The following is a 24,760-nucleotide window of genomic DNA, read 5'->3' on the forward strand; positions in this document are numbered from 1 at the left end:
TCCGGGGCCGACAACTACGGCGCAGAAGGCACCGCGATCCTGTCCCCTATCTGCCGGTATACGTGGCTGTAGTGCCAGTCGAGGTAGTGCCTACTCGGTGGAACGGAATTAGATGGAAGGAGCAGGTGCTGTGACAGCGGCGGGCACCCGAAGGATGACCGTATCGCTAAGTCGACCTCTGCGGCTTTCTGGACTTCAGGATGGACATGGATACGGAGGTGGTTATCCACGGTCAGTAGGCCTGTATCGAAGGCGACATCATGGGTGGGGCAAGCCGCGATTCCGTTTCGTGGGTCTAGTCGCTCACTCGCGCTGCTCACCCGCCAGGGCTTAATGTGGCTTGCTATCAGCATCCGCTGGGCACTCAACTCTGTCAGTTCGAACACTCAGGCCGCAGAAGGTGCAATGGTGGCCGTTGTTCTGCAATACGCTACGCGCGAATCGGTGTTGGCCGACCCGGGCAGCGGCAGTGAGAAGCCGTTCCGTCACCGGCTCGGCGATGTCAGGGTGCTTCTGTGCCCACCTAGCGACCTGGTCGTGGACGGCCGCTTCCAGGTCCGACTGCGCCAGCTCCTCCTGACCCAAGAGCATGAGCTCGTCGTCGCCCTCGATTTCGAGGAAGTCGGGCAACTGGTTCGGCCCGATCCCCACCCGGCGTGCTGCTTCAAGGATCAGCCGGTAGCTTGCGCCGAGTTGGGCGGGCGAGGAAAGGAGCTGCGCGGCGACGCGAACCTCGTGCTTGGCGCCGTGAGCGAGGCCGCCATCCAGATTGGACATTTTGGCGATCAAGCTGCCGTTGGGCCGCTTGAAGAGTCTGGCCAGGGTGGGGACCGGTTCCGAAGCAAGATGGCTCGTCGAGCCGCCATACTTCCGGCGGTCGAAGACGAGGCTAGCCGCAAGGCAGAGCAACGTCTCCACCGGCGTGAAGGGGACCTGCTTGCTCCCAGGCCGTGGCTTCCTGGTCAGAATGGCCTGAAATTGGCTCATGGCCTGAGCCATGGTAAGACTGAGGTAATCCTGCTCGGACAGCATTAACGCCTGCCTTGAGCAGGGTGCTGGCCAGGTCGACACCGCCATGCAGCCATCAGTCCAGCTCCTCTCGCTACTTACCTCTGGCGGTGGCAGTCGACAGCGGCCAAGTCGGATGCCAGAACAGCCAGCCTATACGTGGATAACGTTCGCGTTAACCCCCTGGTTGGCTGAGCAGCGTAAGAAGGCGCCTAGCCTGCGGTTACGCGCGTGTGTTGTAAGGTGCGATCGAGGCACGCGTTGAGGTGCGGTCGCTGGTTTCCAATCGAGAACAAGAACACGCAGGTTGGTGCCGAATGAAATGGACCAGGCTGCATCCGGGCGGGCTAGCGAGATAGGCCCGGGAGGATGACGTCGGCGACGGCATACGGGGCGGGCCGCCAGGCTTCGGGCGGCAGAGTGAGCACCGCCGAATCTGTCCAGGAAAACTCCGTCGTGTCTGGCGGTACGGCCGACGCGATATCGCCGGCGCTGAGCTCGAAGATGCCGACTATGTGCGCTGGCTCGAGGCAAGGCGCGACGAAGGCCCTGTTTGCGAAGACAACCTGGGTCAGTAGCCATTCGTCATCGTGAAACCGGCTCTTGTCGTACTCGTTGCGACTTAGGTGGAAGGTGCCGCGGTTGTTCGCGCTGCACCCCTTGACCTCAATGCGGAGCCGAGGGGGGCCGGCTAGCTCGATGTCGTAGCCAAACGCGTCGGAGATTGACGCGACATGGGTCGGATGCTGGCCGTCGGCTCGCAGTGCCGCCAGTACCACCGCCTCGGCGGCGTCGCCAATTCGTTTCCGGACTTCGGTGTCGCGGGGGCGGCTCACCGCGCGGCACACGTCGACGAGCATGTCATCCAGCTCAGGGTCGAGCCATTCTAGTGCGCGCAGATCGGCCGTAGGAATGTACTGGCGGGCAACCCCCTGGGGCGACACCGCGATGCGTAGCCAGGCGGGTGGGTCGGCGGTTAACAGCACCCGAGCGATGTGGCGCAGTGTCGCGCCATCGGCGATGGGGGCAATCCCGGCCAGTGGGGGTGACAACACGATGGCCTCGGCCTGCTCGGCGAGCCCGGCGGCCAGCAGGTGCTCGGCGGGGGTGGTCAGGTCGGTGGCGGCCGCGACGAAGGCGCCGTGGGCGCGCGCGGCGCGGACCCAGTCGGCGACGTCGTGACGCGCCGCAAGCCGGACGGCATAGCAGAGCAGCAGTACTGCGTACGCCGTGCCGCGTTTAGGCAGCATCGAGCCGTGCCTTGATATGCGACACGACAGCCTGCATATCGTCCGACACCGCCGGTTGTTCGGGCGTGCCTTCGTCTGGCTCAGGAAGAGCGACGCGCACCAAACCTCGATCGTTCATCAGCGCGGACAACGCGACGATTTTCTCGCGCAGCCGGGCGTTGACGGTCTCGTCGATGCTCTCCTCGCTAAGCAACAGCGTGAAGCGTGTCATCACTTCGTCCCCGAGCCCGAGCCGGTGGATGCGGTCTTGGCTTTGTAGGAAGTGGCCGGCGTTGAAGGTCCGGTCGAGATAGATGGCGTGGTGGCACCAATGGTGCAAGCTGATGCCCTCGCCGCAAGCAGCTGGGTTGGCGAGCAGAATGTGACAGTCCGGGTCGTGTCGGAAGCGATCCAGCTCGGCCTCGCGCGTCGTCGCTCCGGTCGGCGCGCTGTCCCGTGTCGGCACTCCTCCATGCACGATGGCCGGCCGGAAGCCGTTCAGGTAGGTGGCGAGCGACCGGATGTTGCGCACAAAGGTGGACCAGACGATGACTTTCTCGCCGCAGTCGCGCGCCTGCTCGGCCATCGCCTTGACGTGCTCGTACTTCCATGGAGTCTCGTAGTCGCGGTAGCGGGTCAGCAGCTCGGCGAGCGGCTCGCTGCCGTCCAGGGCGAGCGGGGGGTGCATGAAACCGCGCTCGTCGGCGTCGTCGGAGCCGGCGACCAGCAGCATGGGGTTGGTCGCAGCCTCCAGCAGATACATGACGACCCGGCCGAGCCGATCGAACTGCCGGCGGGCCGGACGGTCCAACTCAAAGTCGCCGCGGTAGCGGCCCAGCAGAGCGTCGTAAATGGCCTGCTGGATCGGGCTCATCGCTCGGGTGACCACGTCGAAGGTAGTGCCGGGCAGGCCGAGGCGAGACTTGGGTGTCCGGACGAAGTAGCGCTGGATCGCCGTGCTGGTCTCGCTAAGCACATCGTCGTCGCGGCCAGCGCGCTCGTTGTAGGCGCTGGTCGGCAGGATCTTTTGGTCCTGTCCTGGGTAGAGGAATCGCATCAGGGCGATCAGATCGAAGGCACCCTGAGGCGCGGGGGTGCCGGTCAGGATGTCGCGGCGCCGGGCGGCGTAAGCGAGGTCGAGCACCGCGCGGCCGTGCACGCCCTGCGCGCCGCGTTTGACCCGGTGCGCCTCGTCGAGGATGACGTGGGTGCGGCGACGGCCAACGTACTCTCGGATGCGGTCGTAATCGGACGCAACGCGGTTGTAGTTGGTGAGCAGCACGTCGACGTCGCTGTAGATTGACGCGGCACCGGCGTGGACGGTGATGGCCGGCGGGCGCTCAAAGCAGGCAGCGGCGTCCTCCCGCCATGCCTCGAACGCGGCGAGGGGCGCGATGACGAGAAGCTGCTCAACCTCCCCGCGGGCGCGGGCCAGGGTGTGATTGGCCAGCGCGACCGTGGTCTTGCCGGCACCTGGCACTGAGAAGTCGGCACCATGTGGCAGCTGCTGGATAAGCGCGAGGTTCTCCAGCTGGAAATCACGTAACTCGCGCCGGAAGCCGGCGGCGACGAGCTCGGCCGCGAGCGCTTCGGAGCTCGTAGGCCGGACCCCTGCGGCGACGTGCTCGCGGCGTTTCTGGTCACCAATCAGCGAGCGGACCTGCTCCTGAAGCGCCGGGCCGAGCCGGAGCTGTTCGTGGAAGATCGTCCGGACCTCGCGCAGCGCCGGCAGCTCGGCGAGGAATACGTCGACGCGTACGTCTATGCGGTCGGGAGAGCCGCCAACGATGCCACGAGACATGGCGGCCTGCAGGCGGGCCCAGGCACCGGCGACGGCCGGAGCCTGGCGGGTGACGACGACGAGCGGGCGGCCTTGCTGGTAGAGCTCGGCGACGATCACGTCCGGCGGCCCGCGGTCTCGCCCAGCAGCCCCTCAATCTCGACGATCTTGAGGGCGAAGGCGTGCTCGTCCCACTCGGCCTGGGCCCGGGCCTTCGGCAGATCCTTGCGGATCCGCTTCAAGCCGTTGATTACCTTATCGGCCTGGACGAGCGGTGCCTTTGCTGCCGACTGGTCCGCGGCCTCGTCCGCGGCCTCGTCGGCGACGGCGCTGATCGCGCTGCGCAGCGAGCTGAGCACCTGGCGGGCGGAGACTTTGTCGCCGTCGTCGAGCGGTAGGCTCTCGTCGGGCTTCCGGGCGGCGACCAGGCCCAGCAGCTCGTTCAGTGGTTGCGCGGGCGAGGCCTCGCCGAGCAGGTCGTCCAGCAGGTCGCCGTCGGGACCAGGGCCTGGGACGGACTGGGCGGCTTGAAGCACCGGCTTGAGTGCCGGGTCGCGCTCGATCTCCCGCTGGATGAGCTCGGCCGCGTCGCCGCGTTGCAGGTGCCGCAGCTTGCGATACTCGACGTTCGCCAAGGTGCCGAGGAAGTACGCCGACCGCACGCTGTCCGCCTCCGCCGGCGGCTTGTTCCGGATGTGCCGGGCGAGCTCGGTGAAGGCCGATTCGTTGTCGGTGAAGTCGACGTGCAAGCGCGCTCCCTTTGCCAGGTCGACCAGCTGGTGCACCTGCTGGAGCTTCTCGTGCAGGTCCCGCACCTTTGCGACGTCGCTGTGCATGCGCTTGGCAACGCGTCCGAAGTCCTTGCCCTCGCGGTCGTAGAGCTCCTCGATGAGGAACGCCTCGTTAATCCAGGAATACTCCTGTTTGAAGTCGCGCGCGATCTGCAGCTCCGCCTCAAGGTCGACCAGCTCGCCGGGCTGAGCGTCGTCTGGCAGGACCAAGCACTGGACGTAGCGCGCCTTGAGCCAATCGTCTTGCTGGTAGAGCGAGCGCAGGGCGGCGGTGCGCCGGTTGCCGTTAATGAGGACGCCTTCGGCGGTGATGATGGCGGGGTCCTGTTGGCCGCGGTCCCTCAGGTCCTCCTTGAGTTCCTTAAAGCCCTCCTGGCCGATGAGGATGCGGTACTGCGCGTTCTGGGCGGCCGGACCCAGCGGGTCGGCGGTGAACAGGTCGGGCTGACGGGCCAGGTGTATCTCGCGGCGCTGCTCGGCCTGAGTGCGGTGGTTGAGCGTGGAAAAGCGAACCCAAGTGACCTCGACCTCGACCTGCGGGAGCTCCTTTTGCTCGCGTGGCCAGGCCGGAACCAGCACGTGCCGGACGGGCTTGCGGGCCTGCAGCATGGTCACGCGGTCCTGGTCCAGTATCAGGTTGGGCAAGCGGATCATCTCCTGTACGTGGTGGAACGGCCGAAGCCGAATCTAGCCGAAATGATGGTGCGGACTTCGCCGCTCTTCCGCTGGAATCCGACGTGTCCGACGTACGCAGGCAGTGCCTGCTCGCCGATGCCGAAGAGGCTAAACAGGATGCCGGGGAAGACGCGCTGCTGCCCGCCGTCCCAGTTCAGGTCGGTCGCCTGGGCGTCGCTGTCGGGTGTGACGTAGACGCAGGGCGGTGGCACCAGCTGTCCGCCGATCCGGATGGCTCGGTCCTGTTTCGGACAGAGGCGCTTGGGGGTGCCACAGAGGTGGTTGTGGAAAATGACGCCGTCCACCGTCCGGTCGGCTGGGTCGAGGAAGCGCTTGCGCATGCGCTGGACGCCCTTGGCGACGTGCTCGCCGGGTTCGGCCTTCATGCTGTCGCACAGCCACCAGAGGTACGTCTCCCGCGCCCAATCTGGCACTGACCAGCGGGTGCTGCTGTGCGTCCCATCCGGGCAGCCCTTCTGAATGATTGCTACGCTGCCGAACCCAGAGATCGCGAGCCGGTACACAGTGTGGTTGCCATACTGAGGCTTGGTGACACTGTCCACCAGACCCGCCTGCTGCAGCGCCTCCAGGATGTCGAGCAGGAATCGACGTCGGCCCGCGTTGCTCGCGCTCATGCGTCCGCGCGCCGCTTCGATCGCTGCCGGCAGGGCGTCGCGGTACTCCTCGGTAGTTAACCCGTACCGGCTAAGGATGTCGGTCTCCGTGACTAGCTTCTGTATGAGGTCGTCGACTTTGAACACGACCTCCGGCAGGGGCGCCCCGCGTGCCGACATGGCGCAGCGTCGTCAGGTAACACCGTTTTCAGCCCTCTCCCTCGTGTTCAGTCCGGTCAGTCCATTAGGAGCCGCTGCGCGATCCGCATCGGATTACGATCCAGTTCAAACAGGTCCCCCTGTTCAATCCGGTAACCGAGCTCATGGTTGACCCATATCGCAACGCGCTCGTGACGGTCTGTGCGCAGTTCCGGCTCCGGACGCCACAGCGGGTGCCCTAAAATGACGGCCTTGCGGCTGCCAGAGTGGGCAAGCACAGAGATCCCCTCGATCTCGTGGTGCTGAATGCCCACGGGGGTGAAAGAACTCATGAAGCCGGCGACCAGCGACTCGCTGCGGCTTAGCCAGCGTTCCCAGTTGACCGGCCGGCCCAGACCCAACTCCGCCATGTCGAGGGCCAGCCGCCAGTCCAGGGCAGCATGGATGCGCTGGTTGTCGAAGGAGCGCAGGCAGTCTGGGCAGGACGCGGTGCATTCCTCGGCGTGGCGCCGGCCGCGCCACATTGCGCCCAGGTCGTCGAGGGTGCCCTCCAGCACCTTGGCGAAGAACTGAGGGTCGCCGAGCAGGGTTGCATACCCGGCACCGTTCTCGAGCGTGTCGGCCAGGAACACCCGGTGCACCTGGTCGTCGCCGATCCGGGCAGAGTGCAAGCCCGCCGAGAGTTCGTTCGGATCGATATCCAACTCGGCCTGGACGCCACGGCGCAGCACCTCGGCGAATGACCACATCGCCGGCAGGCCGGCGGGCAGCACGGTCGCCTCGGTCGGCACCACGCCGCCCGGGATATCTAGATGGTCGGCGGTCACGACCAGCACGTCGGTCTTGCGGACCTCGCCGATCGCGGCGTCGATGCGGTGGCCCAGAGTATTAGGCAGCTTGACGTCGTTGCCGTACAGCGAGCTGTCCCGGACGACAACCGAGCGGCCGGCCGCTTCCTCCATCGCGAACAGCCGGCCCAGGTTGTCGTTGACGCGCAGGATGTCAGCCAGCTCGTACACGTCGACGCGTAGACCCTCGACCCTCCCGGACTGGCTAGGATTCGAGGCAACGCCCAGTTCCGGGAAGCCCATGACGGCTACTGTCTCGCCGTCGACGTCGTAGTCGCGGGCCTGGTAGTCGGTGCGGAATCCGAGCGGCTGGAACATCACGAATGTGGTGAGCTCGCCTTGGCACGCGGGGCACGCTCCGGTTTCCACCCCGACCGACGTTCGGCCGCAGGTCGGGCACTTGGTGATGTCGATGGGATTGCCGAGCGGGTCGACGGGCAGCACTCGCGGGCCCTTGACCTCGTACGCGGCGAAGCCCACGGCGGTGTGGATCTCGCCGTCGCGAACGACCTCCGCGCCGGGCACGAAGCTGGCTACCGCCATGTCCAGGGATCTGTCGGACACAATCAGGTCGTTGAGATCGCGCTTGTCCCTGGGGTAGTCCTTGTAAAGGTTCCGGACGCGGGTGGGGAAGCCGAACATCGGCAAAACGCCCGCGTTGGCGAGCACTTCGCTCAGTTCGTTCTGTTGGTAGAACGGGTTGTCGAGGGCGGCGTCGATGTCGGTGACGAGGTCGCGACTAGCCCAGCGCTTCAGTTCCGCTCGCTCCCGCGCCGTCGTGCCAGTTCGCACGGTCAGCGCGGCGATCACCTCGGGTACGTCGGGCGCTTGGTCGAGCCACAGCTCGATTTGTGGCCGATAGGTGTCGGCCCATTGGCCGCGGACGCCAAAGATGCCGTGGATGCTTTCACGGGTACGTGCCGGCTTGGGCAGGCATACTGCGAAGGCTCGTCGTAGTAGCTCGGCGGCCACCACGCGGCGGGCGATGCGGGTCCGTTCCAGGTCGAGGAACGGCTGCGGCGGGATATCCCCGGTCATCCGCTCGGTTGCGTTGAAGTAGTAATCGTCATGGGTGCGGGAGCGGGCGACGGTTAGGGCATAGGAGTACGGCTGCCCTTGACGTCCGGCCCGGCCGACGCGCTGCTGGTAGTTGAACCGCTGTGGCGGCACGTTAGCCATGACTGTCGAGCGCAGCGAGCCGATGTCGACGCCGACCTCCATTGTGGTCGTCACGCTGAGCACGTCTAGCGGCGTCGTCAGGTAATTCTCCAGCGGCTCCTTTAGCAGCGCCTCTTTGAACCAGCGCTGGCGCTGCCGCTGAACCGCAAGCGGCTTGGTCTGGCCGGTGAGCTCCGCGACGGCCATCCGGCGCGGCTCGAGCTTTGCGAGCCAGGCGTAGTAGTCCTGCTCCTGCTTGCCGGCCTCCCGTCGGTCCAGGTCGGGGTGGTGGCAGCCTCGGGCGGCGCAAACGCCGGCCGAGGCGTGCAGGTGCCGGTAGTTGCACCGGCGGCAGACCCAGACCTCCGAGCCGGCCTTGGTCAGCAAAAACGGTGCCTCCACGCTGTCTACGCGCAGCCCCCATTCCGGGGCTACCCGTCCCCCGATCTCGCGACTCACCCAGGTCTCCAGTACGCCCGAGCCAGCCAGCCCGTGCTGTTCGGCGACCGCCCTCAGATAAGCCTTCACCGAGGCCGGGATGTCGAACGCGGGCGAGAAGTACCTGTTGCCGGCGTATCGCCCTTGGATGCCGAGAATCCGGATCACCGAGCGGAGGATCTGCAGCGCAATGTCCTCGGCGACGCCAGCGTCATCCAGCCGCGGGTTGCGCGGGTCGACCACTACCAGGCCGGTGGACTCCAGGTCGCGGGCGGCGCGGTCGAACACTGCCTCGGCCATCGTCGTGGCCAGCTCCCGGCGGTAGCGCTCGTAGCCTTTCATCTGGATCTCGGGGTGCAGCGGCGTCCAGAGGCCTGGTTGCGGGGGGTTGTACACCCGGTACCAGGGCTCGCCCTGCCACCTCTGCATCGAGGCGCTGGGGCCAGCGGGGTGGATGCCCCGCTGCACCATGGCCTTCTCAAGCCGGGCGGCCGCGACTGACCACGGCAGCTGGGCCGCCACTTTGCTCGCCCGGTACGCCGCGATCAGCGCTTCCGTATCGGGCGGGGCAATGCCGAGGGCCGCCTTCTTCATCAGCGCCTGGAACAGCTCGGGATGTCCGCTTTGAATGACGACGAACGCCGCCTGGCCCTCTGGCGTCGGCGCTCCGTTGAGCAGCCCTAGTACGGCGTCAACTGCGTCGGTCTCGGGTTGCTCCAGCTCGTGCCGGATGAGCTGGCGCACGAGGTCGCGGTGGTGGTTTTTGGCGACGCCGGCCGCGGTCCGAGCGGCGTCGTCGCGGCTGTCGGTGAACAAAATGGTGCGTGACTCAGCGGCGGTCGTGCCCATGCTGCGGAACAGTTGGGCGAGGTAAAGCTGAATTGACTGCGACTGCCCGGAGCGATGTCCCCGAATCGGCGATCGAACGATGCCGCGCCAGAACTTTTGTAGGTCGTTATTGACGTTCTGGGCACCGCAACGCGGGCATTTCTCCGGCAGCGCGGGTGCCTTGGCCCTGGTCTCTCCGGTCGGACTGACGCGCAGGACGTAGCCGGTCGGGTCCTGAGAATCCTCGACGATCAATCCAGATGTCGGATCCAGCCGCGCCTGCGCGAACGAGAAGCTGATTTGGCGTCCCTTGGAGCCTGGTCCCTCGAGCTTGTGGTTCCAGGGCTTACCCTCGGCCATCTTGTCCGGCTCGGGCCAATACCAGACGTACTCGCCGTGCGCCCGGCGATTGACCGGGCGGGTCTGGTCCGAGGGGATTTTGCCGGCCAGTGAACCGAGGGCGAGCATCGGCGGAACGCTGTCGGGGACGCGGTCGATGACGTATCCGCCCAGGCTGACCTCGCCGCAGTCAAAGCAATACAGCATCTCGAGTACCCGCCCTCCGCACGGGCACGTCGTGGCCGGCCGGCTGTACAACCGGCCAATCTTCCGCTCCGCATACGCGTGCTCCGCCCGCACCTCGGTGCAGTCCCGGTTAGCGCAGGCCCACAGCCCGCTCGCCGTGCGAACGAACATGTGCGCGCGCAGCGGGATCGTGGCCGGGTCGTTCCAAGCTTCCGCTCCGGCTTCCAGCACGAGGTCAAACGCCTCGCTGGTGACGCCGTCGGCGGTGGCTGGTGGCTCGTCGAAGAGCCGCCGCTCAATGTCTGGCAGCCGGGTCGCGCGCATCGGCGCGCCGATGTCGGCGCGACACGCGGCGGCGACCGCTTCCGAGAGCCGGTGCTCGGCGGCAAGGGCGCTGAGCGCGGCCGCACGGTCGCTATCCTCGGCGGGCAGCGTCTTGGCGTGAGCCTCGAACGCGGCGCGCGACAGACGCTTGCGCTCGGCGATTGTGCGGGGCGTGCCGGCGGTGACAAAGAAGCTGGACCGGTCAACGCCGAAGAACTCCTCCAGGTAGGCGCGGCCCTTGTCGTCGTCGGTGAGCGAAGCACTGGTGGCCAGGCAGCGCAGCTGCGGGGAATCCGCGTCCAGGCCGAGCCGCGACAGGAGGTTGCGGACCACCATCGCGACCTCGCTGCCCTGGGTGCCCCGGTAGAGGTGCATCTCGTCGATGACGATTGTGAAGCTGTTGTTCTGGTCGGCGGCGAGCCAGTTCGCAGTGGCGGTGAACATCGGTTGCTCGATGTCGCGCATCAGCATCGCGTTCAGCATCGAGTAGTTGGTGACCATCAGGTCAGGCGGCGACGCGACCATGTCCCAGCGGGTCGTCATCTCTGCCTGGCGAGGATCGGAGAACTGCGCAAGCATCTGCTCCGCGACGCGGCCGTCCGGGTGGTCCTCGTAGGCCTTAGCCAGCTGCAGGAAATCATGGGCAGTGCTGTTGATCTCGGCGGCGGCTTCGCGCACCTTGTCCTTGTCCTTGGGGCCGGGCAAGTCGCCGGATCCCGGTGTCGCTCCGGTGTAGCGGCCGAACCACAGTGGCGGCACCTCGCCGGTCTCCGCAATCCGACGTAGCGCACGGCGAAGCCGGGAAACTTGGTCCTCGACCAGCGCGTTGGTGGGGTACAGAACGACGGTGCGTAGCGCCGCCGGCCGGGTCTCCGGTGCACGCAGCGGCCGCCAATGAAGGGTGCTGCCGGCGGCTTCCCACCAGCGGTCGGGACCAGGCTGCTTGGTCCAGGCGAGCGCCTCCTGAACCAGCCGAGCAAGCACGGGCAGCAGGAAGGACTCGGTCTTACCTGAGCCGGTGCCGGAGGTGACGACTACGTTGCGGGGCTCGCCTTCGGCGTTGCTCAACGACCGGATGAGCGCATCGGCCTGGTGGCGGCGCAGCATCATTTGCTGTCCCGGCTTGATGAAGTCGCCGAACAACGAATCGCCAACGATGCGTGCGGCGACCGGGTCCAGTCCGGCCTGCTGCGCCGCCTCCGCTAGTGGATATTCGGCGTCGTAGGGAACGACTGGTTCGAGCAGCACGTCGGTGAACAGCAGCCCTGGCGCCTCCAGAAGCTCCCGGCGCTCATCGCGTAGCGGCTTGTCGCGCAGCCAGTACGCCGTGTCGAAGTATCGCAGGTACGCGTCCTGCAGCTCCCGGTAGACCTGCGTTGGCATCGGGAAACGCGGCCTCGGCGTGGCGGCGCCGTTCTGCGACATGACGGTCCCTCATCTCGATGCGGTTCGGTGGATCAGCTGGTGAGGCGGGCGGTCAGCATCTCGGCGATCTCGGCGGGAACGCCGTAGTAGCGCACCACTCTCAGGTGAGGGAGTCCGCGGGGTGGACGGCCGGCACAGAGCACCGCAGCACGGCCGTACAGCCCTGGAAGCTCGGCGCCGAGCGGCACATCGAGGGCGCGTTCGTCCACGTGGTAGGCGAGCAGCGGGCGACCGGCCTGCAGGGCAGCGAGGTGCTTGACTAGGTTGGCGGAACCGATGCGTGCGGTGCCGGCGGCCACGTCCTCGGCGTCGCGGAATACGTAGGTCTTGCCGAAGGATTCCAGCGCGTACGCGCCGGGCTGGTCTGGCCGGGACTGTGTCACCCAGGCTGCCGAACCGAGGTGGAACTGCTGCACGCCGCGTGCCCCCGGCATGCTTACCCGGGGCAGCGCGGCAAGCACCTCGCTGAGTCCGGGCGTCGCGCCCAGGACCGCCGCCGCAGGTCGGACCGCGACCGCGCCCCCGAGCCGGGCGGCCAACTCGTGAGCCTGGTCGACGGTTAGCCCACGTAGGACCCGCCGGCTCGGGCCTTCCGGATCGGGCTGCACGCTGAGGCGACCCGGCGTGCCAGCGATCGCATCCTCTACCTCGGCGACGTGCCCGGCGGGCCAGTAGCCGACCAGCAGGTACGAGCCATCGACGAGCTCGGCCAACGCGGACGGGGCGATCTCCCAGTCTTGCGGCTCGAGGGTTCGCGAATCGCGTCGGATCTGTACGTGGCCGAGGGATTCCAGCGTACGAGCAAAGATGTGGGCAAACAGCAGTGAGCCCTCAATCTGCAAGGCGATTCGCTCGAAGGACGAGTATCCGCCGCCGCCCGCGTGCATCAGCGCATCCAAGCCGATGTCCCAGGTCAGTTTGTTCGGCTGCACCGGAGCGATCTGGTGGACATCCACGTGGTAGCGAGATTCGAGTTGGTCGCGCGCCTTCTTCTTAGCCTCGGCCGCCAGCGGGGTGTTCAGGAAGCGCTTAACCAAGCCGCAGTGACGGCAGGTGCCCTCGACGGCCAGCACCTTGTCCCCGGCGTACGGCAAGTCCCAGTGGTGCGCCCGGGTGACCAGGCAGGAGTTCGGGTCGGGCGCGGTCAACGTCGTCGCGGGCAGAGCCGCGCCGGCCTGGGGACGTGGCTCCGTCCACCAGACGACCTGCGGTGCCGGCCGGCGCGGCGCTGTGTCCTTACCGAGGACAATGACGCCGTCGACCACGCCCGCCGGCTCCTCGTTGTACGCGTCGGCGCTCAGCACGCCCCGCCCGTGATGGACGCCAGGCAGGTAGGCGAGCCGGGTCGCCCGCGCCCATAGCGCTAGGTCGACGTAGTCGCCGGAGCGTAGAAAGAAGGGTAGCCGCTGAGTGGCGTCCTTTGACCGGTTGACGAAGAGCAAGGCTTCGTAGTCGCCCTCGCCGAGGTCGGCGTCGGCGAGCGGGAACACCAGGGCTGCGTCGTCCGACTCGCGGGCCGCGATCACCTGGTCGAGCGCGATCGGCGTCGCATCGTCGAGGGCGTCGAGCGCCCCGGTGTCCTTGCGAATGATCTCTAGCTTGATGTGCTCCGCGCCCACAGCCACGGCGCGGAGCTCCGGGGGCACCCGGACGGCGTACTTGCGCATCCGTCCGGGCAGCTTCATGCCTTCGGCGAGGGCGAGTTGGGATGAGACCGAGGGTTGCAGAACGTTGAGGTCGTCACGCAGCTTGGCGCGGGCTTCTGGCGGAAGTACCCCCAGCACCTGAACGTCGGCAAACAACGTCCAATTCTGAGGCACGCCATCCTGGCCTCCAGGGACCCGCCGGTAGCCGGGGCGGGCGACCTTAGCGAGCACCTCGTCAACTTCGTCCGCCAGCCCGTCGAAGGCGAAGACGATGCCGTCGCCGGCGAGTTGCAGCCGTTCGGCTTCGAGAAATTGCCCCAGCGCCTCGTCTTTCCGCATCGGCAGTACCTGGCGCGGACGGCGCACGACCGCCGTTCCGCCGTCGATGTCGGTCAGGCGCAGGACACCGTCGAGGATGGACGTCTGGGTCAGGTCCGCTGGGCGGTGCAGGCGGTACCAGCCGTTGACGCCGGGCATGAAGTCGAGAACCGGTTGCTGGTCACCGACCGCGCTGGCAATCTGCAGACGCCGCGGCTCGTCGTGGCCGGGCAGCTTCGCCACTACGCTGAACTCGACCCTGCGGCCGAACAGGTTGGAGCGGATGAGCGCAACCAGCCGGGCTTCGCCAGCGCGTGCACCGGCCGTCTGCGATCGGGGGGCGGCGTCCCGGTCGTTGCCGTCCCAGTTCTGTAGCTCAAGCGCGACGACGCTCGCGATCCGTTCGCGGGCGGCGGGCTGCCGGGCCCAGAGGGTAGCTAGATTCCGGCTGATCGGTGGCGGCGTGCGCTTCATCCAGTCGTCTAGGTACGGCTCAATCTCGCGCGGCGTGACCTCCCGACCGGGGTCTAGGCCGTAAGCGGCGAAGAACCGGGGCAGCTTACCGCGGTCGTGTTCGCGGACCAGTGCCTGCGAAATCGACAACCCGACGTAGCGGTGCGACAGGGCCACCGCGGAGGGCAGCCCGAGCATGCCGTCCAAGCCGGTTAACCACAGCCCGAGCACGTTCCAGAATAGCTCCACGTGCTGCCGGTACTGGGTGGCCAGGCGCTCCTTCTGCACAGGGTCCTCCAGCCCCAACAGCTGGGAGAGGGGGCCGAAGTAGTTGCTCGCCGCCATGGTGGCGTTGCTGCCCATGCGCTCCGCGGCCATGCTGAAGACCGCGAGCAGGGTCAACACAGGCGGGGCCGGCAGATCCATTCGCTCGTCGCGTGGGGTCTGCTGCCACTGGCGCAGCCATTCGCGGGTGCGCTGCAGGGGCACGTCGAAGATTTCGCTCTGGCGCGTACGCAGCGACAACACACCGATGACCGAGCGCGTCAGGTAGTCCCACACCTTGTCGTTGGGCAGCTTCAGCCGACGCCCGATGCGAGCGAGGGTGTCCTCGTCGAAATCCAGGTAGACCGGGAGGCCTGCCATGTCCTGCGTGAAGAACACATCTGCGATGGATCGATTGAAGGCGCTGTAGATCTTCCATCGATCTACCGGCTTACGTTGCATACGCTGACCAGCTGTCGCTTCCATGTCGGTGGAATCAAGTCTCGAAGGGTAAGGGAAAGGCCATGCTCTGAACAGTGGCGGTTTGCGAGCACCTGTTCTGGTGAAGGGTAGCGATATTGCGCGTGTTCCTCAGCTGCAGAACCGGTCTGTTTTCTCCTCCGTTTCGGAGGAGTTGTCAGGGGGCCCATGGGCTGGTTCCATATGCCGATTCGGGTGGCCACCTCCATCGCCTAGACGGCCCGGCTCGGTAGAACGGATGATCGAACCCGGGGTGTCGCGCATCGTCAGCGCTGCGCCCCTATAGGCTGCCGTGCGACGATCGACCGAGGAGGACGCGTGGAAGGAACGGCCATCCGGGCGGCGGAGTTCTTCGCTGGCATCGGGCTGGTGCGGACCGCCCTCGAGCCGCTGGGCGTCCAGGTCGTTTGGGCGAACGACATCAAGCAGGCCAAGTTCAACGCCTACCGCGAGAACTACCCGGATGCTGACAAGCACTTCAAGGTCGGTGACATCCGTAAGGTCCAAGCGATGGATCTGCCGAGCGGAATTGACTTGGCAACAAGCAGCTTTCCATGTATAGACCTGTCACTGGCGGGCAATAGGCTTGGCCTGGACGGTGCCCAGTCGGGGATGTTCTTTGAGTTCGCGCGAATCTTAGAAGGTATGCCGCAGCGACCATCGGTCGTTCTCCTGGAGAACGTGCGCGGCTTCGCCACCAGTCACAATGGCAAAGATATCGAACGCGCTTTCGAAAAGCTTTCCAACTTGGACTACTCCCTCGACGTGCTCGCGATCGACGCCAAGCACTTCGTCCCGCAGTCGCGGCCTCGCATGTTCATCGTGGGCATTTCCAGGGACAAGCTGCCGAAGAACTGCCACGTCGGCGTCCCGGCGCCTAGCGAGGTGCGCCCGACTTGGGTGACCGCCCTACACGAGCGGCATAGCAGCATCTATGATATGCACTATCTGGATCTGCCGCCGCTTCCAAAAGGCCCCAAGGACCTCAGCGGGGTGGTGGACCATGACGTTCCGGCGGACACGTGGTGGGACGCGAAGCGGGTGGAAGCCTTTGTCGACTCGCTCAGCCCTAGTCAACGCGCCCGATTCGAGGCACTGCGAGATGGGAACGTCATTTCCTACCGGTCTGCCTACCGCCGTACCCGGCAGGGCATCTCGATGTGGGAGCTGCGCCGCGACGCCATCGCGGGATGCCTGCGCACGACGGGCGGAGGCTCCAGCAAGCAGGCGCTCGTCGAGGTCGGCATGCGTCGGGAGCCCCGGGTGCGCTGGATGACGCCTAACGAGTACGCGCGGCTCATGGGTGCAGGCGATTACAAATTAGTGGCGGGCACCCCTAATCAGCAGCTGTTTGGCTTCGGCGACGCGGTGGTGGTCGATGTCGTGCGATGGATTGGGCAGCACTACCTTATTCCCGTCCTCACCCCCGAGACGACCGCAGAGAGCTAGCCTTCCGGTGCCGCTACCGCCCACCCCACCGCCTTCGTCAGCGACCAAGACAATGAAGGCCAATCGCAGCACCGGAACGAAGCCCGAGCTCGCGCTGCGGCGGGCGCTGTTTAGGGCTGGCCTGCGTTATCGCGTGAATCTTAAGGTGAGAATCCCTGGCCGGACTGTCCGTCCCGACGTCGTCTTCACCCGGAAGCGCGTGGCCGTGTTTGTCGACGGTTGTTTCTGGCATGGATGCCCCGGGCACGGGCGCATGCCGAGCGATCCGAGCGGCTACTGGCATCAAAAGATCGCCCGGAATCAAGAGCGCGACCGTGCGGTTGACCAGGCATTGCACGAGGCCGGCTGGCAGGTGGTCCGGGTCTGGGAGCACGCTGCCACCGAGGAGGCAGCGGAGCTGGTACGGGCCGCTATCGCCGAGCGATCCGGCGTGTAGGGACGATTTACCCCGCCTGGCGGCTCACACGGCGGGCCTCCCCGTCCTGGGCCAACCTGCGGCCGGTTCGAGGGCAGTTCGCGTGTCTCACCGGCGGTGCTGTCGATCTCGGATCGATGTCCTTGACGGAACATTAATGTCCTTGAGCGGCCTCCAGCGGCCTAGCAGATCCTTCTGTCGCACGGACTGGAGCCGGTTCGCGAACTCGGCCGCAACGTTCCGCGAGGTATCTAGGAGCGGCGCGGCCGCTACGATCATCTTCAACTCGCGAGCCTCCCGCAAGACTGCCCATGATGGGTCAGAGGTCACGTCGTAACCGTAGGAGGTGGCCAATGCGCGGTGCGCCCCGGTGCCTCCGAATCGAGCCTCGCCCACCGCTACCGCTGCCAGGTCTACCTGCCAAGGGCCGCCGCAAGTTGCATCGAAGTCACAAAGAACTGCCCCGCGCGGCGACTCTCTCAGCAGGTTGCCAACGTGGGCGTCGCCATGAATGAGTTTCGGCTCGGCCCGCTGGTTTAGGGCGATGACCTTCGGCTCCAAGCGGTCGCACCACCTGATGAGGAAATCTCGGTCATCCGTAGCGAGACGTTCGGCGTCGGCCAGGCGCTGCCGTGCGTCGCTAATCGGATCCCAGACCGGGAGTACAAAGGGGGGCCCGTCGAGGGCATGGAACTTGCGCAGCACCACACCAAGGTCTTCAACCGTCGGAGTAGGTGCTCGCGGCACGACGTAGGTCCAGACTGAGGCAACCAGGTCGCCGACGTGAACCGGCTGATCAACCTCCGGCGCTAACCGGATCGTCGGCGCGTCAACCTGGGCGAACCAGCGCCCAAGCTGAACGACCTTGATTACTCGGTCCAAAAGCTGATAGGTCCGTGCGATCCGGATGACGATCCCCGCCTGAGGCAGGGCGAAGACGGCGTTGTTGGTCAACTGCAGCAGTTGGGCATCCTCGGGGGAAACGTTCAAGGTGGCGGCGATGTCCCGCATGTCCGCCGTCATCGCCTCCTCGGAGAACCGACCACTCATGGTGCCGCCCGCACCGAGGGCAGTTCGCGTGGGTCACCGGCGGCTCCGTCCGTCTCGCCTCATCGAGCGTATCCATTGAACACGCTGCGTGGAGCGCTGGTATACGCACGACGCATATCTCAAGGACGGGCCGAACAAGGAGCAGATGCTCAGGCCGGGCGGAGCAGCCGCAGCGCCTCGATGACCATGGCCCAACGATCCTTCTCGTCCGTCGGGTTGAGCACCTTCCCCTTGGCGACGACAACGCCGGCAGCGCGCAGCACCGCCAGGTGACCGGCGTACGCCGGATGGGCGTCCAACTCCGCCTTGACGTGCGGGAAGGCAAGGATCGGTAGTCCCGCGCCCAGCGACTCGTTGAGGACGCCGAGCGCCAGGGTGTCGTTGATGCCCAGCGCCCACTTCGTCACCGTGTTGAACGTGAGCGGGGCGGCCACGACCACATCGGCCGGCGGGTGCGGCTCCGGGTCGCCGGGCATGCGCCACTCCACGCGTACGAGATAGCCGGTCTTGTCTTGCAACGCCTCCCGGTCGAGCCACGGAGCGGCGGTAGGGCTGACGATCATGCACACCCGCCACCCGTCGGCGATCAGCACATCGACCAGCTCGTCGATGTATTCCGCCGGACCCGCGGCGCAGACGACCAGATACAGCACCGGGTGTTCCATCATGCCCGCAGTCTGCCCGACCAGGGTGGCGCCTGGTTGACCGCATACGGGCCGCGCATGCCGTCGACGATCACTGTGACATGCCGTATTGCCTGGTCAAGCGCGAGAGTCGACCCATGGCCCGGGGCGGGTGCTGGTTTCGGAGTTGCGCCGGCCCTCAACGGCGCAGCTGCGTCCCGCCCGCCCCGGTGCCTCTTGATCCGTCAACGTCTCGGAGCCGGCATGCCCACCCTGATCGACGACGACCACCCGGCTCGCGTGGGCCTGGCCGCCGCCTGGGCGTCGGTCGACGTGCGGGCCGCCGGCGACTTCTGGTGCACAGTCGAAGACCGCCGACCCGGCCTGCTCCCACACCGCGACGCGCCGCTGTTCTTCACCGCGCTGGGCCGCCTCATGGTCGGCGGGGACGACCCGGCGAGCCGGGCGGCGCTGCTCCTGGTCCTCGGCCGCGCGTACCGTCATTTCGACCTGCTCCCGCACTCCACCACCATCGGCGACGCGTTGCTCGCCACCGTGGCCCGCCACGCCCGACCACTGTGGACGCCGCAGCTCGCCCTGGCCGCGGAGCGCGCCCTGTGCCGCGCCACGCACACCGTGCGCCGCGCCGCCGCACAGGCCGGCGACGGCCCGGCCTGGTGGCACGTCCAGGTGATCGGCCACGACCGACCGTCGCCCGACATCGCCATCCTGACGGTACGTCCCTGGCGGCGACTGCCCTTCCAACCAGGTCAGGCCGTGCCGGTGTGCACGCCGCGCCTACCCGGGCACTGGCGCTGGCTCTCGCCAGCCAACGCCCCACGCGCCGACGGCACCGTCGAGCTGCACGTCCGCGCCGTACCCGCCGGCACCGTCTCCCACCGCCTGGTCCATGAGGTACGCCCCGGCGAGCCGCTCTGGCTCGGCCCACCCGTCGACACCGGTCTGCGCCTCGACCCGGCGAGCACGAGCGATCTGCTGCTCGTCGCCGGTGGCACCGGCCTGGCGCCGCTGCGCTCCCTGGTCGAGCAGGTCGCCGCCGCACCGGACGGCCGGCGGGTGACGCTGCTCGTCGGCGCGCGCACGTTCACCGACCTGTACGACTCGGTCAGCCTCGACAAACTGCAGTGCGCCCACGACTGGCTGACCATCGTGCCGGCCTTCTCCGACGACCCCTGCGCGGAGCCGGCCGAGCAGGGTGACGCCTTGACCATCGCCCTCGACCACCACCAGCCGGATCAGGAGATCTACCTCTGTGGCCCACCCGCGATGCTGACCGGTGCGCGGCCACGGCTGCTCGCCCTCGGTGTCCTCGCGGCAAGCATTCACCTGCCCGCGAGCTTCACCCGCTGATGGCTGGCTGCTGCTCTGGAGTTGTTGTCCGGCCTTCTCATCCAGTGACCATCATGGGAGTCTTGCTGTCTGTGAGTGCGTGACTCGACACGGGGAGTGAGCCGCATGGGTGATGCTGACGGTCCATCCCAGTGGTCGATTGAGAAGTTCGGGCTGGATCTGGCAACCGCTCTGCGTACTGCTGTGCCGGCGGCGTTGGGCCGCGCGGTCGAGCTGGCCCAGGATGCGCGCGAAGCATCGGAGTTGGACACCGATCATGCCTTCGGCCCGGTCCGGTGGAAGCAGCAGTACGAGGTGCTGCACGAGTATCTGCACGACTTTCCCGATGTGGTGGACGTCCATCCGCCGGGCGCCCAGGTGCGGGTCACCATCTGCCGAGGTCATCTGCTGCTGCCCTGGCGGTATGCGACCCGGAGCGACCTGGACATGCGCGACGCCCGCCCCGGGCGTGACCTCAACCGGCTGATCCGAGACCTGCTGATTCTCTTCGGGCCTGAGCCGAGCCATGAGGAGGTCACTCTGCCGCTGATGCCGCTCACGCCAGAGGAGGCCCGCGACCGCTCAGCTCTTCGGGATGCCGTGGAGCAGTTGACCGACGAGCCGAAGGTGCTGCTCGTCGGGTTTGCCTGCAACTCCGACGAAGGTCTACTCCGGGTCTCCTGGGGTGAGGCGGCTCTGGTTGGCGGCACCGAACTCAAGTGGGGCCACGTCGAAGACCTGCCAGTCGATCGCACAAGATGATGGTCGACCGTCGAGACGGATGGCTCGACGGTCTGGACTCCTGGTTCGTGCCCTGAAGCGGTTGATGCCTGTGAGTCATTTTGATGACTCACAGGCATCACGCTCGTCAGGACATCGCCGGCCGGACACCGCTCATGCCGGTCGCCGGACGCGGTCAGGAGGAGAGGTCGCCGAACTCGCGTACCCCGTCGACGTCCAGCGTGATCTTGTCGTTCTCGGTCCACTGGCTGGTGGCGGCGAGCCAGCTCGGGTCGTCGCGTTCTTCGATGTCACTCCAACTGTGCCGGTGGTGCCGTAGCTGGATCGGCCCGGTCGACGCGCCAGGTTCGAGCATCCCGCCGGTGAAGGTCAGCTCCACCCAGCCGGGGGCCGCGGTGCCCGGGATCGGATAGCCAGGCCCGGGTGTCGTCAACGGGGACGGCCCGCCCGGCGGGATGAAGAACTGCACGGTTTGCCGGATCCGGTCGCAGCCCAGCGCGGCCCAGTCGCAGTTCGGCACCAGCGACGTGTTGCCGCCCTCGAAGCGCAGGTGGTAGCGCACCCGCACCGCGCTCAGATCGAGCGGCCCGCTGCCGGTGTTGGTGACCTTGAGGAGGTGCTGGATCTGGTTGTTCGTCGGGGACCAGTCGAGATTGAGGTAGCTGACCGTCGCGCGGCCGCTGGCGGTGCGCACGGTGATGCCGGGCGAGCTGTCGGAATAGCCGCCGAGCGCACGGGCGCCAATCGCGATCCAGTACGTCGTGCCGGGCGCGAGGTCGGTCAGCGTGATCGTGGTGTCGAGCGTGGTGCCGAGCCAGCGGTACGTGTTGGGGCCCAGCAGTGCCTGCACCTCGTAGTTGATCGGCTGCTCCGCCGCCGGATCGCCGATCCAGGTCGAGGGCGCCCAACTGAGGGTGAGCTGGTGCGGCTCGTTGGCTACCACCACCGGGTTGCCGGGGGTGCTGATGGCCGGGCCGTCCGCGCTCGCGGCGTTGACGGCGAGCAGGCTCGCCAGCGCGGCGAGGGCGACGACGGCGGTGACGCGGCGAGCGGACATGCTGCGAACGCTAGGGCGACTTCCTCGAAAAGGATAGGAAGGTGTCAATATGTGGGCTAGGATTCGCCACCGCGTAGTCGATCACCCGGTGTTGCCGCCCCGCGAACACGGGGCGGCAACACCGCTTGACTGGTCAGCTCACGAGCCGCCCTGACGTTGAATTCGCCCGTCGCCGGAAACCTTGGCTCGACCCAGGTCGCGCTCGGTGCCAGCGGAGCCGGTCGCGGTGCGGCGGTGACGTTGGTCAGGCGAGTGCTCCACGGGCGAACCCTGGCGGCCCCGAGCGCCGCTGCCCGGATGCCGCCGACCTCGCGCCGACTCGCCACCGCTGTCGTGTTTGTTCTGCTTGTGGCTACCCATGCACTGCGCGTACCCGGTCGCCGGGCGGCTAGTCCGCCCGGCCTCACGGATTCCAGTAGACGAGGACTCTGGCCTGGTCGAAGCGTCGTTCCTTCAGGTCGGCACGCTGGATCACCCAGTGGATGCTCGCGCCGCCTTGTCTCCCGCCATGGAACTCGGCAAGCACAACCCAGTCACCATGGTCGGCTGGCCCGTCAACCCCTCGCACCGACCCGTCCTGGCCCGACCCGCCCGAGCCGGTGGCCGCCAACCACGCGGGGTTGAAACCGTTGCATTCAGTGCCGTAGCCGCCCAACAGCAGCGGCGACTCCCAGCCTCCAGAGGAGGAGAACGGGCCGTCCGGCGCGTTGTCCAGGACTTCCTTCCACACCTCGGTCAGCTCTTCGAACGGGGGATCTCCCGGTAGTGGCGGAGACCACGGGGGCCCCGGGATCGTCTTGACGTACGGCAGAGAGATGTCGACAGTGAGGTGCAGATCGCCCTGCCCGATCTCCGTGTAGACCTCGGCGGACTCCTCGTCGTCCGGAGGGAAGTCAGCCGGATACCGCTCTCGCTCCTCGACCGCCACGCCTGCCGGCACGTACCTGACCTCGCCCCAGCCGCTTTCTTCGGGCCAGCCGAACAGCAGCAGTTGGCCGTCGGACGGTAGTGGAAGGTCGGTCACGTCTGCCGGAAGAGCAGCGCAGTCGATGGTGGCGATCAAGGGATACGCGGGATCCTTGGCGTCGGCCGGAAGCATCAAGGGTCCACGGATGGCGCCCACGACGGGCCCGTCACCCCGCTGTGCCATGAAGGCGGACGGGCGGGCGAGCTCCAGCCAGCGCTCCACGTCGGCGGCGGGGATGCCGCGGCGGAGCGCCTCGGCGCGGACCTGATCGATGATTTTCACGTTTCGGGGAAGCACGGGAGCACCGTAGATCAACCGTGCGACATTCTCCGCCCTCACGGGTTCCTGTCGGACTGATTACGCGTCCACAAACCACAGTGGAACGCGCGGTACGGTGCGGCGACCGCACCCGGGCCGGCGCAGAGTTCTACAAGGCCCGCATCTGGACGCCGAACTTCGAGTGACCACACCCGGGCGCAGAAGGCTGATGCCTGTGAGTCATTTTGATGACTCACAGGCATCACGCTCGTCAGGACAAGCCCTGCTCCGAACGCCTCAGACCGCCGGCCGACAGGCCGCTCACGGCACGATTGGGCAAGGCGGTGGCTTGATACCGCGATATGGCGTTCTCGGGCAGTCGGGTCTGCAGGCTCGGCCATAGCGTTCGGCTTTCGAGCTGTTCGCGATTTGGGGGAGACGCCATGCAGGAACCGTTACCAGGTGAGCAGGCTCCGGTCAGCGTCAACATCGGCCGCTGGCGGGCCGGGCTACCACCGGACGCGTGGCCCGACCCCCTGCCGGCGAGCGGGGAGATTTGGCGGCGCGACGTCTTCGCGGTCGCCGAGGCATACCGGGCCGGCGCCGCGAGCCCACGGCAACTGCTGACCGCCGTGCTGATCTGGGCTTACGGACCCATCGGGTACGGCCCGTGGCGCGCCACCAGGTCACTCGACGCCGACCCGGAGGGCAAACGCCTGGCGTACGCGCTGGAAGAGATGTCCGCGCCAGCGCCCGACGAGGACGCGCTGTGCACGGCGTACCGCCGCTTCGGCGACCCCGACCACGCTCGCCTGCCCTGGTTGGGGCCTGGCCTGTTCACGAAGGTCCTCTACTTCGTCGGCTACCGGCGTGGGGTGGGCGGTGTGCAGCCCCTGATCCTCGACCGGGTCGTGGCCGGCCTGCTCCCCGCCGAGGCGGGTGTCGGCCGGCGCAACGGCTGGTCGTCTGAGGAGTGGCTGGCCTACCTGCGGTGGGCGGCCGGGCAGGCCCAGGTGAGGGCGGTCGAGGCCGACGAGGTGGAGATGTCGGTTGCCGGCGGCGGGTGAGAGGGGCTATCGCGCCGCGCGGAGGCGGGCGTCGAGCGCGTCGAGGTCGGGGAGAAACCAGATGTGTCCACCCTGGTTCGACTCGTGCACCAGGGCGCGCAACGCGGAACTCTCCGCGAGCTGCGCCGAGATGTCGCCGACGACGGCCAGCCGCAGCCGGTAGTTGACGAACTTCTGCATCACGTCGCCGGCGAAGCGGGTGCCCAGCGAGAAGAAGCGTGCGTCGAGTCGGTTGGCCGGCACGGCGACCACCTGGGCGCCGAGGAACGCCGCCCCGATCAGGTCCAGCGCGTCCTGCTCGGTGGTCAGTGGCGGGCCGTCGGGGTCACAGACCAGCACCGGCACTCCGGCGCGTTCCTGGATCTCGTCAGGCATCGTGGACCTCCCGGTCGAGCAGGCCGTTGTCGGCGTTGAGCACGGCGTCGAGCAGGTGCAGCAACTCGGCGGTGGAGGCCGGGTCACCCAGGACGATGATCTTCATGCGGTGGCGTTGCTCGTCGTACACGGTCTGCACCCGCAGCGGGTTGGCCTGGTCGTGGCCGGTGTTGGCGCTGGTGAGCACGAGCGTGCCGAGCCGGTCGGCGGCGGCTCTGTCGACACCGTCGATCTGGACGATGCTCGACACCTCCGCCTGCCGGGCGACGCTCGGCGCGACCGGAGCCTGACCGGTGAGCGCGCCGAGATCACTGGCGGCGATCCGGTACTGCTTGCCGATCCGCACCGCGCGCAACCGGCCCGACCGGATATAGCTGCGCACCGTCCGCACGTGCAGCCCAAGCCGGTCGGCGACCTGCTCAACTGAGTACATGTCTTCCGTCAT

19 protein-coding genes are annotated in these 24,760 nt (G+C 67.1%); 5 read left to right on the forward strand and 14 right to left on the reverse strand.

The window, feature by feature from the left end; genetic code table 11:
• Positions 1–14: 14 nt before the first annotated feature.
• The 8 genes from AC3CF1_RS24730 to AC3CF1_RS24765 all read right to left on the reverse strand — a co-directional run bounded on the left by AC3CF1_RS24730 (position 15) and on the right by AC3CF1_RS24765 (position 14,969).
• Entirely contained in the window at positions 15–353 is a 339-nt protein-coding gene (locus AC3CF1_RS24730; protein WP_488451359.1) for an HNH endonuclease, read from the reverse strand.
• A complete protein-coding gene (locus AC3CF1_RS24735) occupies positions 331–1,032 on the reverse strand; it encodes a hypothetical protein (RefSeq protein ID WP_488451360.1) in 702 nt (233 codons plus the stop codon). Before AC3CF1_RS24735 ends, AC3CF1_RS24730 begins: the two co-directional genes overlap by 23 nt.
• Before the next feature lie 323 nt (positions 1,033–1,355).
• A complete protein-coding gene (locus AC3CF1_RS24740) occupies positions 1,356–2,258 on the reverse strand; it encodes a protein NO VEIN domain-containing protein (protein ID WP_488451361.1) in 903 nt (300 codons plus the stop codon).
• Complete coding sequence (locus AC3CF1_RS24745; RefSeq protein WP_488451362.1) at positions 2,248–4,137, reverse strand: DEAD/DEAH box helicase; 1,890 nt, start codon at positions 4,135–4,137, stop codon at positions 2,248–2,250. Before AC3CF1_RS24745 ends, AC3CF1_RS24740 begins: the two co-directional genes overlap by 11 nt.
• Entirely contained in the window at positions 4,134–5,423 is a 1,290-nt protein-coding gene (locus AC3CF1_RS24750; protein WP_488451363.1) for a hypothetical protein, read from the reverse strand. The genes AC3CF1_RS24745 and AC3CF1_RS24750 overlap by 4 nt, the downstream gene beginning before the upstream one ends.
• Positions 5,424–5,458: 35 nt before the next feature.
• Positions 5,459–6,244 (reverse strand): hypothetical protein, encoded by a 786-nt coding sequence (locus AC3CF1_RS24755; RefSeq protein WP_488451364.1) that lies wholly within the window; start codon positions 6,242–6,244, stop codon positions 5,459–5,461.
• Positions 6,245–6,333: 89 nt separating this feature from the next.
• The gene (locus tag AC3CF1_RS24760; RefSeq protein ID WP_488451365.1) at positions 6,334–11,802 is read right to left on the reverse strand and encodes a DEAD/DEAH box helicase; all 5,469 of its coding nucleotides are present in this window, start codon (positions 11,800–11,802) and stop codon (positions 6,334–6,336) included.
• 32 nt (positions 11,803–11,834) lie between these two features.
• Positions 11,835–14,969 (reverse strand): hypothetical protein, encoded by a 3,135-nt coding sequence (locus AC3CF1_RS24765; protein WP_488451366.1) that lies wholly within the window; start codon positions 14,967–14,969, stop codon positions 11,835–11,837.
• A gap of 312 nt (positions 14,970–15,281) precedes the next feature.
• Between AC3CF1_RS24765 and AC3CF1_RS24770 the strand changes: the two genes are divergently transcribed.
• Positions 15,282–16,412 carry a DNA cytosine methyltransferase gene (locus tag AC3CF1_RS24770; protein ID WP_488451367.1) on the forward strand — a complete coding sequence of 377 codons (1,131 nt, stop codon included), beginning with the start codon at positions 15,282–15,284 and terminating at the stop codon, positions 16,410–16,412.
• Positions 16,413–16,464: 52 nt separating this feature from the next.
• The gene (locus tag AC3CF1_RS24775) at positions 16,465–16,848 is read left to right on the forward strand and encodes a very short patch repair endonuclease (RefSeq protein ID WP_488451368.1); all 384 of its coding nucleotides are present in this window, start codon (positions 16,465–16,467) and stop codon (positions 16,846–16,848) included.
• Positions 16,849–16,935: 87 nt separating this feature from the next.
• Here AC3CF1_RS24775 and AC3CF1_RS24780 read toward each other — a convergent pair whose 3' ends face one another.
• Together AC3CF1_RS24780 and AC3CF1_RS24785 are read right to left on the reverse strand one after the other, a co-directional pair.
• A complete protein-coding gene (locus AC3CF1_RS24780) occupies positions 16,936–17,877 on the reverse strand; it encodes a phosphotransferase (protein WP_488451369.1) in 942 nt (313 codons plus the stop codon).
• Positions 17,878–18,026: 149 nt separating this feature from the next.
• Entirely contained in the window at positions 18,027–18,545 is a 519-nt protein-coding gene (locus AC3CF1_RS24785) for a flavoprotein (protein ID WP_210922698.1), read from the reverse strand.
• 219 nt (positions 18,546–18,764) lie between these two features.
• On the opposite strand from AC3CF1_RS24785, the gene AC3CF1_RS24790 reads away from it, so the two are divergent.
• Positions 18,765–19,871 carry an FAD-binding oxidoreductase gene (locus AC3CF1_RS24790; protein ID WP_488451370.1) on the forward strand — a complete coding sequence of 369 codons (1,107 nt, stop codon included), beginning with the start codon at positions 18,765–18,767 and terminating at the stop codon, positions 19,869–19,871.
• 96 nt (positions 19,872–19,967) lie between these two features.
• The gene (locus tag AC3CF1_RS24795) at positions 19,968–20,612 is read left to right on the forward strand and encodes a hypothetical protein (RefSeq protein WP_210922699.1); all 645 of its coding nucleotides are present in this window, start codon (positions 19,968–19,970) and stop codon (positions 20,610–20,612) included.
• 154 nt (positions 20,613–20,766) lie between these two features.
• Here AC3CF1_RS24795 and AC3CF1_RS24800 read toward each other — a convergent pair whose 3' ends face one another.
• Both AC3CF1_RS24800 and AC3CF1_RS24805 read right to left on the reverse strand, forming a co-directional pair.
• On the reverse strand, positions 20,767–21,648 hold the full coding sequence (locus AC3CF1_RS24800; protein WP_488451371.1) for a cellulose binding domain-containing protein: 882 nt from the start codon (positions 21,646–21,648) through the stop codon (positions 20,767–20,769).
• Positions 21,649–22,051: 403 nt separating this feature from the next.
• Positions 22,052–22,912 carry a YwqG family protein gene (locus AC3CF1_RS24805; RefSeq protein WP_488451372.1) on the reverse strand — a complete coding sequence of 287 codons (861 nt, stop codon included), beginning with the start codon at positions 22,910–22,912 and terminating at the stop codon, positions 22,052–22,054.
• Positions 22,913–23,316: 404 nt separating this feature from the next.
• Here AC3CF1_RS24805 and AC3CF1_RS24810 point away from each other — a divergent pair, with 404 nt between their 5' ends.
• Positions 23,317–23,940, forward strand: coding sequence for an 8-oxoguanine DNA glycosylase OGG fold protein (locus AC3CF1_RS24810; RefSeq protein ID WP_488451373.1), 624 nt, complete (start codon positions 23,317–23,319; stop codon positions 23,938–23,940).
• Between the two features lie 6 nt (positions 23,941–23,946).
• Here the strand turns inward: AC3CF1_RS24810 and AC3CF1_RS24815 are convergent, their stop codons facing one another.
• Together AC3CF1_RS24815 and AC3CF1_RS24820 are read right to left on the reverse strand one after the other, a co-directional pair.
• On the reverse strand, positions 23,947–24,315 hold the full coding sequence (locus AC3CF1_RS24815) for a DUF4180 domain-containing protein (protein ID WP_099850832.1): 369 nt from the start codon (positions 24,313–24,315) through the stop codon (positions 23,947–23,949).
• The gene (locus tag AC3CF1_RS24820) at positions 24,308–24,760 is read right to left on the reverse strand and encodes a helix-turn-helix domain-containing protein (RefSeq protein ID WP_355163028.1); all 453 of its coding nucleotides are present in this window, start codon (positions 24,758–24,760) and stop codon (positions 24,308–24,310) included. The genes AC3CF1_RS24815 and AC3CF1_RS24820 overlap by 8 nt, the downstream gene beginning before the upstream one ends.

The organism is Micromonospora sp. MGP-C2, from assembly GCF_057766525.1.